We start from the raw sequence: 14,627 nt of genomic DNA, 5'->3' as shown, positions 1-14,627 counted from the left end.
TAGCTACGATGAACCATCAACCATTAATTACGCCTGACGCTTCTCGCCCACCTCTACACCAATACGGCATCGCTATCTTGCTCATCTCCTGCTAACAAAGCCTTAATTGTGCCCAAGGTCGATTCAGCAATTTCAGACAAAGCCTCTTGTGTAAAAAAAGCCTGATGCCCGGTAACCAAAACATTCGGGAAACTAATAAGTCGCTGAATATCGTCATCACCAATTATACTGCCGGAAAGGTCTTTAAAAAATAAATTTTCTTCCTGCTCATAAACATCAATTGCCAACGCCCCAACCTGCCCGGTTTTTAGCGCATCAATTACTTCACGTGTATGGATCAATCCTCCGCGGCTGGTGTTAATGAGTGTAACACCTTTTTTCATCGACGACAAGCTGGCCGCACCAATCAGATGATGGTTTTCAGGTGTAAGCGGGCAATGCAGCGAAATGATATCAGCATCTTTAATTACTTCATGAAAAGGAAGGTATTTTATACCCGCATTTCGCAATTGCTCATTCTCAAAAGGATCGTAAGCGAGTACGTTGCAACCAAAACCCAGCATAATTTTACAAAAGGCAGCACCTATTTTCCCGGTGCCGATTATCCCTGCTGTTTTGCCAAAAAGATTAAATCCCATTAAGCCAGAAAGCGAAAAATTCTGCTCACGAATACGGTTATATGCCTTATGTGTTTTACGGTTTAGTGTAAGCAGCATCGCCACTGCATGCTCGGCCACGGCTTGTGGTGAGTAAGCAGGAACGCGACAAACGCGGATTCCGTACTGCTTAGCTGCCTCTAAATCTACATTATTAAAACCTGCACAGCGTAGGGCAACGATTTTGACACCTTTTTGTGCCAAGATTTCAATTACCTCAGCTGTTAATTTATCATTTACAAACACACAAACAGCATCGGTTCCGGTTTTAATTGCGTCAACAATGTGAGGCCCTAAATGAGTTTCCCAAAATTCCAGCTCGAAATCGTAATCGTTGTTACAATTTTCAAAAAATTCACGGTCGTAGGGCTTCGCAGAAAAAAATACAATCTTCATTAAGGTAAAAATACGGATTAAATTGGTTGATTCGTCATTGGTTCATTAGCCATTGGTTAATTGGTCAATAGTTTGATGGTTCATAGCCATGTTCGTCAATTGCGAGGTGCAGCCCGGCCCGTTTTACAGAAAAGCAATCTTAATATTTTTGCCAGGCCTTAATTTTCTTAACTCCTTAATGGTCTTTAATTGGTTCATTAGCCATTGGTTCATTGGTTGATGGTTCATAGCCATGTTCGTCAATTGCAAGGTGCAGCTTGTTCCTTTTTACTGAAAAGCAATCTTAATACTTTTGCCAGATTTTAATTTTTTTAACTCCTTTATGGTCATTAATCGGTTCATTAGCCATTGGTTCATTGGTTGAATGGTCAATAGTTTGATGGTTCATAGCCATGTTCGTGAATTGCGAAGTGCAGACCGGCCCGTTTTACAGAAAAGCAATTTTAATACTGTTCATAAGCCTTAATTTTCTTAACTCCTTAATGGTCTTTAATTGGTTCATTAGCCATTGGTTCATTGGTTGATGGTTCATAGCCATGTTCGTCAATTGCAAGGTGCAGCTTGTTCCTTTTTACTGAAAAGCAATCTTAATACTTTTGCCAGATTTTAATTTTTTCAACTCCTTTATGGTCATTAATCGGTTCATTAGCCATTGGTTCATTGGTTGAATGGTCAATAGTTTGATGGTTCATAGCCATGTTCGTCAATTGCAAGGTGCAGCTCGGCCCGTTTTACAGAAAAGCAATCTTGATACTTTTGCCAGGCCTTAATTTTCTTAACTCCTTAATGGTCATTAATTGGTTCATTAGCCATTGCTTCATTGTTTGATGGTTCATAGCTATGTTCGTCAATTGTTTAAGGTACAAGCGATAAAACTACTCCAAACGCCATACGCTCAACTCCAAACTGACCCATTCTTTAATGTTTCCATTGTACAGCTCACATTATACATCCTTGGTAACATGTTGATTACGCTCCATGTGATTAGCCTGCTGCTCCGTATTTTTATAGCACACACAAATAATTCATGAGGGTATTTACTAAATCGATTTGCTTACTCCTGCTCTTTGCGGGTATTTTAACAAACAGTTATGCGCAAAACTACACTGTAAAAGGTATTGTTTTGGATACGGCCGGCCTGCCACTTCCTGGTGCTGTGGTACGGATTAAATCAGGCAATGATAGTGTGGGCACTTCTGCTAATCCCGACGGAACTTTTATATTAAGCAAAATTAAATCTAAACAGTTTACCCTTTCTGCTGCTTTTATTGGCTACGATACTTTTATTAAACAATATCTTATTGATAAAGGCACTGCCCTTAACATTACCGATATTAAATTAAAGCCATCTTCCAATACCCTTGAAAGCGTGGTAATTTCAGGCATCCCACCCATAAAAGTAAGCGAAGATACCGTGAGTTTTAATGCAAAAGCTTTTCCGGTAAGAGATGGCGATGCGGTGGATGAGGTACTAAAAAAATTGCCCGGAATTAAGGTAGATAAAGATGGCAATGTAACCAGTCAGGGAGCACCAGTAACCAAAATCCGGGTTAACGGAAAGGATTTTTTTGGAACAGATGTGGCCACGGCCATTAAAAATTTACCTGCCGACATCATCAAAAACCTTCAGATCATCGACGATTATGGCGATCAGGCGAAACTTACCGGCATCAAATCCGGCGAGCCAGAGAAGGTATTAAACCTCACCATTGAAGATGATAAAAAGAAGGGATATTTTGCCCGGGCCTCAGCTGGTGTTGGCAATTCAGATCGCTATAATACCAGTATAAGAGGAAATAGCATGAAGGGCGAAAGGCAGTTCTCTTTTGATGGAACTTCGGCCAATGCCAATATGCGAGGTGGCGGTGGCGACGGCATTAACACCAGAAACGCTTTAAGCCTTAATTATAAAAACGAATTTAGCACCAAACTTTCTGCAGACGCTGCGTACAATTTTAGCAACAACAAAAACAATACCATCAGCTCTACCTATACACAAAGTGTTTTACAGGATGCGAATCAAAACCCAATAAACCGCTTAGAAAATGCGAACAGCAATAACAGAAGCAATAATAATAACCATTGGTTTGGTGGCAATATCGAATACAAAATTGACACGATGAACTACCTGAAGATTTCGCCAAATTTCTCTTATAGCAATAATAGTGGAAACAGTGCCGGAGGATCGGATGTTACCCAGGATACACTTACTACAAACATACAAAGTACAAACTTTAATACTTCGAATAATATTAATGCACGAACCAATTTCTTTTTTAACCACAAGTTTGAGAAAAAGGGCCGCAACATTACTTCATGGGGAAGCATTAACTATTCGAACGGTGAAAACGACAGGGATTTGTACAACATGTATATTAATACACATAACAAAGCGGCAGATTCTGTTTTGCAAAACCAGCTGAATAACCAGGATAGCCGAAATTTCGGACTTAATGCAGGCGTTTCTTACATGGAACCGATCTGGAAACAAACTTTTCTGGAAGTAAATTATAACTGGAACCGTTCATCTACAAACAATTCGCGTGATGTTTATGATGTAGCGGGCGAAAACCAGACGCTTAACACTAATTTAAGCAATATTTATGATTACCAGTTTATTACCAATAAAGTTGGACTAAATTACAGGTATATAGGCGAGAAACTGAATTATACACTCGGCCTTAATGCACAACCGGCAATATTATGTGGCGAAAACCTGAGCAACAATATTCAAACGGTTAACCGAACTTTTAACCTTATTCCTTCGGGCCGTTTTTCTTATAAATTTTCCAATCAGGAATCTTTTGACATCAACTATTGGGGAAGAAATAATCAGCCAGGATTTTTGCAGTTACAGCCAATATCCGATAATTCGAATCTTCAGAATATAGTTACCGGAAACCCAAACCTGAAACCTGAATTTATCCAGAGTGTTAATGCACATTATAAACAAGCCGATTGGAATGCGGGAAAAGTAATTCAGGCGAATTTCAAATATGAACGTACAAACGACAGGATTGTGACCACTAAACAACGTGTGCCCGGTACGGTTAACCAGCTTACCAGCTACATCAACGCAGATGGTTATTATACCCTTCAGGGCGATTATAACATTAGTAAACCTTTATCACCCGAACGGAAATTTACCCTTGGCTACTCCGGTTCCGGTCAGCTGAACAACAACATTACCTTTACGGATGATAGCCGGATTGAAGCGAAAAACATATCGTGGCGCCAGGAACTGGAGTTTCGGGTAGATTTAAAGGATATTGTAAACTTTGAGGTAGAAACTTCCTATTCACAAAACCTCACCAACTACTCAGGAGATAGTTTTGCCGATCGACAATCAAACCGTTTTGAGTGTGGTATAGAAGGCCGTAATTACTTTTTTAAAGACCTTACGGTAGGTTACGATTTCACTAAACAGGTTAACTCTGGTTTTGATAATGGAGCTGTACGAAATCCAACCCTGTTGCGCCTATCAATGGAATATAAGTTTATGAAAAACGATATGGCTGCCATCCGCGTGGAAGGATTTGACCTTTTTGATCAGAACTCGGGTATTTCGAGGGATGTGTTCGACAATATGATTGTAGATAAACAGGTAAACAGACTGGGCCGCTATTTTATGTTATCGTTGATTTATCGGGTACGTAAATTTGGTGGTTAAGGTGCTTTTTTTTACCACAGAGAGCATAGAGAGAAGGCACTGAGCACACAGAGGAAGGGAAAAGCGCAATTTAACAGATCCAATAAAATGATCGTCATAGCAATGGCGATTCCTCCAGACCAATAAACCGCATTAAAACCTTCTGTCATTCATATTGATTTTTATAAAATAAATTATCCCTCAGGATGAGAAATCTAGCAGAAGGATGCTAAGTAAAATATGCTGTGTGCTTTCCGTGGCCAAAAGTTAAGAAGAGATCTATAAGTGATATTCAACTCATAGATCTCTCCACTGCGGTCGGGAAGACGAAACGAGCAATCAAAGTTAACTGTCACTTATCTCCACACGCCTTGTCCATCATCCATCCCCCATCTTTCCTCCTCCATCCCTTACGGGTTTCTTAAATAAATATTACCGTATGATGAACTCAAATCGTAGTTTGGTCCAACACCGGGAGTGGCTGTTAAAGAAGTAAAGAAATTTTCTTCTCTCATTTCGGTCGGTTTAAGCACTAAATTGGTATAGATCTTTCCATAACGGTTAGTCAGCTTGATCTTGCCTATCGAATTTTGATTAATACTGGCATCAATCCCTCCATACTTTGCATCTACCTTTATTGGCCCTTTAAAGTCTTTAATTTCTACAATACCGTATACAGAACTTACATCTGCGCTGATATTTGCCGGGAGTTTAATGTTGATGGTAATTTCGATATCCTTAGTTTGATAGGTTGATATTTTGGTGCCACTTTTTTCTTTAAGATAAGCATCAAGATCAGCCTTTGAGTTTAAACGTGTTTTAATACCATTTTCTTTCACATAATAAGATTCAGGGATTTCGTCCATATCGAGTTTATTCTGAATGGTAATGGTTCCGTCTGCACTGCTTTGCTCGATTGTAAAGGCAGCATCATTTTCACCATTGTTTATTTTTACCGAAGCTTCTATAGCAATTTCATTTTTATCCCAGCTGGAAATGTGTACTACCTTTGGATAATCGAAGCGGAGTACCACTACATCGCCTTTTTTTACCGGGTAGGTTTTGTTGATTTTGGTTTGCGAAAAGGCAATACCCGGCACCATGGCCACCAGAAGCCAATATAATATGGTTTTCATAAAAATTAATTTATTGCCATTGCCACTGAAAGCGGGCTTTAGGCAGATGAAGGGAAAAACCCAGAGTTTACGATTATTTCTCTCTTAGGTACACATTTTTATAACGTGAGGTCAAAATCAGGTCAGCACCACCGCCATTAATTTTACCTTTAATATTTTCAGCATTGCGGCTGCTACTGCTGTATTCAAAACCATCTCCACTGGCACCCGAGGTTAAAGTATTTACTGATTGACCTGAACGGATCATGGTTACCTGGCCGCCACCATTTGCATTGCCATTTAAAGAAGTAAGCCCGCCGCGCTCTGTTTTTTCTGATTTATCGATGGTTATTTTTAAACCCTCTGCAGCATAAAGTTTGCCATAACTGGTGCCCAACTCTACATTTGCTTTTGTAGCAGCAGGAAGTGATACATCTACATAACCATATACCGAAACAATAGATACAGGGCCCTTAATGGCTTCAGTAAAAATAGCATCAACCGAACCATAAAGTGTTTTAATGTTCATTGGTCCGCTATTATTTTCGAGCTTTATTTTATTGTAACTTGTAGAAACCTCTATCTCGCTTTTAAGATTTTTTAAGATGATTTCGTTCTGATATACATTGCTTTTGTTGACGAAAACTACTTTAATGTTTTGAGGCACTTTAATGGTTAATATACCTTTCATTTCCCTGTTTACGGTATTAACATTAATTTCGCCTCCTTTTTCAGCAACATCCAAACCTAGGCCTGTATTATCGTTAAAGCCCGATCCGCTAATGGCACGGAGTCCTTTTGCGCGTTCATCCTCCACTTCAGTTTCCCCTTTTGGTATAGAAAAAATAATTTCATTCCCGCTATAACCTTCTACTATTGCGCCTGGTATATTCAGGTTGAGCTGCCCTGAGTTTTTGTTTAATTTGTATTCTTTCTGTGCCGATGCCGATACCGTGATGGCAAGCAGAGAAAAAAGAATGATAAATTGCTTTTTCATAACTGTTATTCTTGTTTGTTTATTTATAGTTTATCTTGATTTAATAATGCACTGTAAGCCTCATCGCGTACTGCGGCAAAAGTTTCGGGGTTATTGGCCAGTGCATAAAGTTTTTCACCGATTGCTGCATTCTTCATTTTACCTAAAAAGCTAACCAGGCCAAGCTGTACCATAGGATCGTCTTGTTTGTTAAGCGAACTGATGAGCAATGCAGACGCATATTTATCGGCACTGTACTTTTGCAGCACATTTAAGGCAGCCAATCGTACGTTTGTATTACCATCGTGATTAAGCGTTTTCGATAACATATCCAGCGTTTTATTATTGATCTGGTTTGTTTTTTCGATTTTTAATATCGCCAGCAACCTGATACTTGCTGAACTGCTATCTTTTAAATCCACGTATTCTTCATCTTTATGGCTGATAGGCTGAATCTGTTTTTTTACGGTTTCAAGCTGATTTTTTGCCGTTTTATTTACTTCAGTAGCCTGTGGAGGTAAAATATCCTTAGGTATAACTTTGTTTTCTTTTCCAGATGGTTTGCGTTGCAAAGTGGCAGTACTTTCATTGGGGATTAAAAGTACATCGCGTTCGGTATGCGGATAAAAAAATGTCAATACAATTCCCGCTATCAGCACAATTGATGCGGCAACCAGCCATTTAGCCCTGTTAAAAAACTTTATGGTTTTAACGTTTGGCTGTTCAGACTGCCCCTGCGTTTGTTTAAAACGGGCCATATCAAAAGCCGGTGCGTCGAGATGATCGAATTCCTCCCGGTGCTGGTCCACAAAATCCTTTATCTGATCATTCATAATAACATTTGTCTTTTAGTGATAGTAAAACACGTTTTTTTGCCCGGTGATACTGCGTTCTAACCGTACTGGCAGAAAGTCCGAGCATCGCAGCGATTTCTTCATGTGTCATTTTTTCAAAAACATATAAATTTAAAATCGTTTTATAACCTGATGAAAGTTCTTCGATACTCTTTTTCACATCCTCTACCCTGCAATCAAAAATTTCAACTTCATCATTATCAATTACTCCTTCGTCTTCAATATCCATTTCGCCCAGGTCTGAAAAAGTTATTTTCCTTTTCCTTAAGTGAGAAATAGAACGGTTTATGGCCATCCGTCTTACCCAAGCCTCGAAACTTAGTACTCCCTTTAATTTACTCATATCGCTAAACACGGTACAGAAAATATCCTGCAGAATATCCTCAGCTTCGCCTGTATGACTTATAATCCGGCTGATCGAATTATAAACCTTTCTGGCATAACGGTTGTAAAGTCCGGTATAGCCCGCATCCCTACCTTCAAGGCAGAGTAGAATTAAATCCTGATCGGTTATCTGTTCAGCAGTGCGCAATGTTGAGCTTTTAATTTATCTGTATTAATACGTTTCTATTCTCTAGTCGCAGCATGTACAATAGTGTTGCATCTATTTTTAAAAAAATAAAAAAAAACATAAAGATGAAGTAAATCTAATCAAACAATCGGGCAAAAAACTAATTTTTAAACCTGTTGAGCACCATTCAACCAATGAACCAATGGCTAATGAACCAATTAATGACCATTAAGGAGTTAAGAAAATTAAGGCCTGGCAAAAGTATTAAAATTGCTTTTCTGTAAAACGGACCGGGCTGCACCTCGCAATTCACGAACATGGCTATGAACCATCAAACTATCGACCATTTAACCAATGAACCAATGGCTAATGAACCAATTAATGACCATTAAGGAGTTAAGAAAATTAAGGCCTGGCAAAAGTATTAAAATTGTTTTTCTGTAAAACGGGCCGGGCTGCACCTCGCCATTGACAAACATGGCTATGAACCATCAAACTATTGACCATTTAACCAAATTAACCGATTAACCAATTAGTGACCAATCAAAGCTTTTTATTATGTTTACGCTTACATTCATAAATAATGACAATTAAAAAAATACTCTTAGGCAATTTATTGCTTGTACTACCCTTTCTTTCTTTTGCGCAAGAAAAAACCAGTAGCGGAACTTTTTCAGTTTCACCCGCTTTCGAGCTGTTAAGATCTACGCACAGTAACCTTTTCTATGCACCATCAATAAAAGTAAATTACCTGTTTACCAACGGATTAGAACCTGGATTCGGGTTAGAATATGCTACCACTTCCATTCATCATGATAATGGCTATGTATTATACAAACTAAAGTTTTTACCGGTATATGGTAACTTAAAATACAACTTTAAAACCACTAAAAAGATCAGGCCATATGTAGAAACTTCGTTGGGTATATCTTTTAATAAATACGATATTGCAGAAGATCCTACACCAGAAATTAAAAGTAAGGTAAGCGAAAAAGGTTTTTATGTTTACACCGGTTTTGGTGCGAAATATGGCATTACACCAAAATTAAACACCTTCCTTGCAGTTGGTTTAAAAGGATATAAAATGAGTACAAACGACCTGGATATTAACCCACATGGACTATCTTTTATGCTGGGTTTTACATTTTTATAAAACATGAGAAGGATCGTTCTTTTACTTTTACTGGCAACCGCTTTAAGCAGTTGTGCATTGTTTAAAAGGGCCAGGGTGCACGAAAACAAGGCAATTGAAGGTAAAGAATTTAACCTGCCTGTTTTTTTATATCCTGCTAAAGATCCACAGGCAAAAAAACTACTTATCTTTCTTTCGGGCGATGGTGGCTGGGTAAAATTTGAAGATGAGCTTTCGTTAAAATTTGCAGAAAGTGGCTTCCATACCATTGGTATTAATTCGAGAGATTATTTTTGGGAACAAAAAACACCTGAGCAAACCGAAAAAGATGTTGCTCAGTTAATCCGTAAATACGCCTTTAAATACAAAACCCGTGAAATTTATTTATGTGGTTATTCTTTTGGAGCAGATGTGGTGCCATTTATTTACAACAGGCTTCCATATCGCGCTAAAAGGCATGTTAGGGCTTTAGAAATGCTTTCTCCTTATGCTACTACTTCATTTAAGGTTCATTTTGGCGACCTGACAAACTTATCGGGCGATAATTACCCTCATAAAGTCGATCTCGAAATTAAAAAAATAAGCATTCCTGTTTTTTGTTTTTATGGAGAAGAGGAAACGGATAAACCTTTAAAAAACATCAATCAAAAAAACGTGGTGATCGACAGTATTCCCGGCAACCACCATTACCAAACTGCTGCATACCACAACATCATAGCAGTATTGAAATAGCATTAAATGATTTATAAAATTTCTCTTTTTTCTGCCTTATTATTTTGCATCCTTTTTACCCGGGCCCAGGATATCACAAAACTTCCTTTAACGGTAAAGGCAAAACCGACTGCCAAAAGTATTATTTTTTACCTGAGTGGTGATGGTGGGATGAACAGTTTTTCGCAAGACCTGATACAAGCGTTAAATGATAAAAACTATGCCCTTGTTGCTTTAGACAGTAGAAAGTATTTCTGGGATCAGAAAACGCCCGATAAACTGGCACAAGACTTAAATGCCGTTATTGCATCGTACTTAAAAAGCTGGGATAAAGATGAATTTTCTATTTTAGGTTATTCTTTTGGCGCAGATGCTGCTTTATTTTTAACACCCCGATTAGCAAAAGATCTGCAGCCAAAATTAAGATCAACGATACTGCTATCGCCGTCAAACTCAACCGATTTCATCATTCACTTAACTGATATGATGGGTTTTGGCAGTAAAGATGCCAAATACAAAGTATTGCCCGAAATCAACAAAATCAGCAGCAAACTTCTGTTCATTTTTGGCGAGGATGAAAATAGTGAGTTATACAAAGCAATTCCAGATAAGAAAAATATAAACAAAAGCCTTATCCCGGGATCGCACAAATTTAATAACGACATAAAAAAAGTAGTTACTTCAATTCAGGCTGAGCTGTAATTAACTGCCTTCCGAAATTCTTTTTAAAGCATTCGGAACCTGTAATAAATGGTAATGGTGACTATAAATCAGGTATTTTTTGTTCCACGAAGGGTAGAATTTTTCTTTATATTTTCTCAGTCCTTTAAACTGTGCAAAAGCTTTCAGGTTATCGTAAGCATATTTAATCGTTTTTTGAGTAAAGTCTTCGCCATTTATTCCCGATAGTGGCGCTAAGCCCATATTTACACTTTTAAAGCCTTCATCTTTAAGATATAGAAAAGTTTTGGCCAGCAACATATCCAGTACACCGTTTGGTGCATCTTTTTCCTTCCTGATGAGGTCGTAAGTAGCCTCTCCAGGTGCATAATCAGGCACCAGATTTAAAAAAGCATAAACTTTTTCTTCTGCATCTTCAATGGTTAAAATCGTTTGGTTTTTCAATATGGTTTTATCAAAAACGCCTTGGGTAAAAGCAACTTCTTTTTGATCAAGATCTCTCAGCCAGTTATCAGAAACGGTTTGGAGTTTTTGTAAAAGCCCTTCTTTTTGCTGTTCCTTATATACTTTAAAAATAAATCCCTCACTGCTCAACCGGTTTATAGCACTTCTGGTGGTTTTCATCTTCCCGCCGTCGATGGTAAAAGTGGTTAGGTCTAATACTGCTTCTTCGCCTATCGGGATAAACTTTTTACCAATAGATTTATATAAATCCAACGATTCGTGTGGTACCCGGTAATAAGCTGCGATAAATCCGGTTTCCCTGCACCTTTCTTCAAATTTGTTGATCATGGCTATCTTTTCCCCATCGCTGGCAGCAACAGGATCTTCAAGTACCAGGGCAAAGTGCCGCGTAATTTTAAAACTGATAAATGCGGTTCTACCTTCATTAAAATAGATAAATTTATCCGGATAGGTTTTAAAATAATCGAGTGCAGAGTTTCCTTTTTCCTTAAGCAGCTGTTCGGCTTCTATAAAATCTTCGGGACTATTATAAGGTTTGAAAAAGTATGGTTTAAGCAAGCTAAAAACAATAAAAAGAATCACCAAACCACTGGCTGCATAAATAGACTGTTCGAAATGGCTGCCAAATTTGGTAAGTGGGTTTAATGCCTTATCATCAATGAAGAAAATCACCTTTAAAACGGCCATCACCGAATCAACAAACTTAAATTCTATGCCAAAATGCCTTTTCTCCATAAAATAGAAACCCAGCACCCCATACACAAAAACAGCAGCAATGGCATATAAATATACCCAGTAACTCACCCTTACAAATTTTGGATGCGGCTTTAGCTTATAATTATCGCGGGTATAAAACAGTGATGAACCTGCAATTAGTGCCAATATAGCCTCTTCATAATCTGCAGCCTTTAACAAATGGCCCAAAATAGAAAACAGGGTGAGCGAAATGGCCACATACCAGGCCCGTTTTGATCCCTGTAACAAAAATATACTCACCATTACTAAAATGAGACCAAAAATGAGCACCAGTGCATTACTGGTTACAATCAGGTCTTCGGGTAAAATATCCCTTACCAGCCTAAGCCTGGTTGGGATAGATGGTGTGATGGAAGAAATTATATTTACCACTCCTAGAATTAAAATGATAAAAGCGGGTAGTACGCGCAGAATAATGCTATCTTTTTTGAGGATAAAACTAATAATACCTGCAATTAAAGGCAGCCAAAATTCAAAGAACCTGAACATCAGTGTGATCGTTGCCGCAGCAATAAGCGGAAAACCAAACTGCCCGAGGATAAAGGTAAGAGATACTTCAATGGTACCTAATCCCCTTAAAAACGGTGAAGCAATAAGCAGGATTACCATCACAATATACCCAACAATTGCCGCCGGGATACTGGCCTGAAAACCAAGTGCGAGCATACAGATGTACAAATGCAGGATGCCGATAAACTCAATAGCGATAGAAACCAGCAGTGTGAGCCAAAACTGTTTCCTGCTGATGTGTTCTTCGATCATATCATCAAAAACAGTAACCAATGACGGCCTGATCTTCGAAATATATTGATAGGCCCAGCCTTTTTTTGAGATGGAATAAATACTGATAAAAAGGAAAACGGTTAAGAGTAACAGGAATACAAAACTGATAATTTCTACTTGTCCCAACCGGGTTGATAACAGCGCAATGCCCAATACCGGAATGGCCACCACTACTACCGAAAGGATGCCACAAAATGCAAATAAGGTGGATGACAAGTGAATTTTGGACTTAGAAATACCTTTTTCTTCAATTTCTCTTGTAAAAAATATGAGCGACGAAAAGCCACCTGCGGGCAGAAAAACGCTGATGAGGTTGCGTTTTAAAAATAGTTTTATGGCGTTGCCCAGCGAAACATCAACATTTAGGGCTTTAAAACTATGCACATACATTTGCCCCTGCGCAACAATATAAACAACAGTAAGTAAAATACCCAGCACAACATAAAGCGGTACAGCCGTATCCAATTGCCTGGTAATCTGTATTACCTCTACATGTTGGTTGCGAATAAAGAACACAGCCATCCCCAACATAAAAACTGCCAGGAAAAATTGCCAGAAAAACTTGTTATATACGAGGTTGGATAGAAATGACTTTGCTTTGTGCATAAAAATATAGCTGTTTACCCGATCTTAAAGAAAGGGCAAAACATCTGTTGTAGGATGATCAATAATTAGTTCAGTCTAAAAATAGGAACATTTTAACGAATTAACCGACTAAGTGGAAAAATAAGTACAGAATGCAACAAAACAAGTCTGCCCTCACCTACAATTCATTAAAATCATTAAATAATTTACTTTATTTGCGCCATGAAAAAAATGCTGCTGGCTGCAATATGTTCATTCATGATGCTTCAGTGTACCGCCCAAATCAAACTGATTAAGAAATTACTGTCAAACGAGAAAGATACCACGCGGAAATCTAGCTTTATGCCCATTCCGGTGCTTGGCTATACGCAGGAAACTGGTTTTCAATTTGGAACGGGTGCATTATTTTCATTTTATGCCGACCATACGGATACGACTAACCGAAGTTCAAATTTTTCGGGAACAGCTTCTTACTCAACCAAAAAAACCTACAATTTCAGCATTTTGGGCGATGCCTGGAGCAAAGGCAATATTTACCACGCCATTGCCGAAATACGATTTAGAAAGATGCCTTTTAATTTTTATGGTATTGGCAATCGCACCAGAAAGGCAGATGAAGATAAACTGCAACAACAGGATTTTAAGATAAAACTCGATCTGGAAAGAACATTTATTAAGAATTTTTATTCGGGAGTTTCTTTAGGGTATGAAAATTATGTTTTTGATGACCGATCGCCAGACAAGATTTTTACCCAACGGCCCGAAATACAAGGAAAAAGAGGTGGAAAAGTTATCTTTTTAGGTCTTTCGCAAATTTATGATACCCGAAATTCGAATAATTACCCTACTAAAGGTTTTTTTGGCAGGGTAACTTATCAATATGCGCCTGATTTTTTTGGCGGTACAAATTTTACCGGAAGCCAGTTTGGGGCAAACATCCGTAACTTTTGGGATTTGGGCGGAAAGTTTGTACTCGGTGCACAAGGAATTTATCAGGGCTTACAAAGCGACCACTCTCCTTTTTACATTTTGCCGCAATTGGGTAACGACGAAATGATGCGTGGTTACTACTCGGGCAGGTACCGTGACCGGAACTTGCTGGCCATGCAAACGGAATTGCGTTACCGACTGAACAACCGTTTTGGTGCAGTAATATTTGCAGGAGCCGGCACCGTTTGGGGCCGTACCACATTTGCAATGGATAATTTCAAACCTGATTTGGGTGCTGGTTTAAGGTACTTTTTTGATCCTGCAAAAGGTTTAAGCGTAAGGATGGATTACGGTATAGGTACAAAAGTGAAAAGCGAAGAAAGACAGCGTGGTTTTTACATCAGTTTAGGAGAGGCATTTTAACCAC

11 protein-coding genes are annotated in these 14,627 nt (G+C 38.5%); 5 read left to right on the top strand and 6 right to left on the bottom strand.

Annotated features, from left to right (window positions below; all coding sequences use genetic code 11):
• Positions 1-53: 53 nt before the first annotated feature.
• Positions 54-1,052, bottom strand: coding sequence for a 2-hydroxyacid dehydrogenase (locus R2R28_RS10320; RefSeq protein WP_316825602.1), 999 nt, complete (start codon positions 1,050-1,052; stop codon positions 54-56).
• Between the two features lie 1,027 nt (positions 1,053-2,079).
• Between R2R28_RS10320 and R2R28_RS10315 the strand changes: the two genes are divergently transcribed.
• Entirely contained in the window at positions 2,080-4,722 is a 2,643-nt protein-coding gene (locus R2R28_RS10315) for a TonB-dependent receptor (protein ID WP_316825601.1), read from the top strand.
• Positions 4,723-5,111: 389 nt separating this feature from the next.
• Here the strand turns inward: R2R28_RS10315 and R2R28_RS10310 are convergent, their stop codons facing one another.
• The 4 genes from R2R28_RS10310 to R2R28_RS10295 form a co-directional block, all read right to left on the bottom strand.
• On the bottom strand, positions 5,112-5,837 hold the full coding sequence (locus R2R28_RS10310; protein ID WP_316825600.1) for a hypothetical protein: 726 nt from the start codon (positions 5,835-5,837) through the stop codon (positions 5,112-5,114).
• 73 nt (positions 5,838-5,910) lie between these two features.
• Positions 5,911-6,813, bottom strand: coding sequence for a DUF4097 family beta strand repeat-containing protein (locus R2R28_RS10305; protein ID WP_316825599.1), 903 nt, complete (start codon positions 6,811-6,813; stop codon positions 5,911-5,913).
• Positions 6,814-6,836: 23 nt separating this feature from the next.
• On the bottom strand, positions 6,837-7,625 hold the full coding sequence (locus tag R2R28_RS10300) for a HEAT repeat domain-containing protein (RefSeq protein ID WP_316825598.1): 789 nt from the start codon (positions 7,623-7,625) through the stop codon (positions 6,837-6,839).
• Complete coding sequence (locus tag R2R28_RS10295; protein ID WP_316825597.1) at positions 7,618-8,178, bottom strand: sigma-70 family RNA polymerase sigma factor; 561 nt, start codon at positions 8,176-8,178, stop codon at positions 7,618-7,620. Before R2R28_RS10295 ends, R2R28_RS10300 begins: the two co-directional genes overlap by 8 nt.
• 562 nt (positions 8,179-8,740) lie before the next feature.
• Between R2R28_RS10295 and R2R28_RS10290 the strand changes: the two genes are divergently transcribed.
• The 3 genes from R2R28_RS10290 to R2R28_RS10280 are packed head-to-tail and all read left to right on the top strand — an operon-like array spanning position 8,741 to position 10,702.
• Complete coding sequence (locus tag R2R28_RS10290; protein ID WP_316825596.1) at positions 8,741-9,310, top strand: outer membrane beta-barrel protein; 570 nt, start codon at positions 8,741-8,743, stop codon at positions 9,308-9,310.
• Positions 9,311-9,313: 3 nt separating this feature from the next.
• Positions 9,314-10,021, top strand: coding sequence for an AcvB/VirJ family lysyl-phosphatidylglycerol hydrolase (locus R2R28_RS10285; protein WP_316825595.1), 708 nt, complete (start codon positions 9,314-9,316; stop codon positions 10,019-10,021).
• Between the two features lie 6 nt (positions 10,022-10,027).
• Complete coding sequence (locus tag R2R28_RS10280) at positions 10,028-10,702, top strand: AcvB/VirJ family lysyl-phosphatidylglycerol hydrolase (RefSeq protein WP_316825594.1); 675 nt, start codon at positions 10,028-10,030, stop codon at positions 10,700-10,702.
• Here R2R28_RS10280 and R2R28_RS10275 read toward each other — a convergent pair whose 3' ends face one another.
• The gene (locus R2R28_RS10275) at positions 10,703-13,291 is read right to left on the bottom strand and encodes a phosphatidylglycerol lysyltransferase domain-containing protein (RefSeq protein ID WP_316825593.1); all 2,589 of its coding nucleotides are present in this window, start codon (positions 13,289-13,291) and stop codon (positions 10,703-10,705) included. It lies immediately after the preceding gene.
• Between the two features lie 201 nt (positions 13,292-13,492).
• On the opposite strand from R2R28_RS10275, the gene R2R28_RS10270 reads away from it, so the two are divergent.
• Positions 13,493-14,623, top strand: coding sequence for a BamA/TamA family outer membrane protein (locus tag R2R28_RS10270; protein WP_316825592.1), 1,131 nt, complete (start codon positions 13,493-13,495; stop codon positions 14,621-14,623).
• Positions 14,624-14,627: the final 4 nt, after the last annotated feature.

Origin of the sequence: Pedobacter miscanthi (assembly GCF_032678605.1) — a bacterium.
Classification (GTDB): domain Bacteria; phylum Bacteroidota; class Bacteroidia; order Sphingobacteriales; family Sphingobacteriaceae; genus Pedobacter; species Pedobacter miscanthi_A.
The sequence above is the reverse complement of the archived record's forward strand: the minus strand, read 5'-3'. Positions and strand labels throughout refer to the sequence as shown.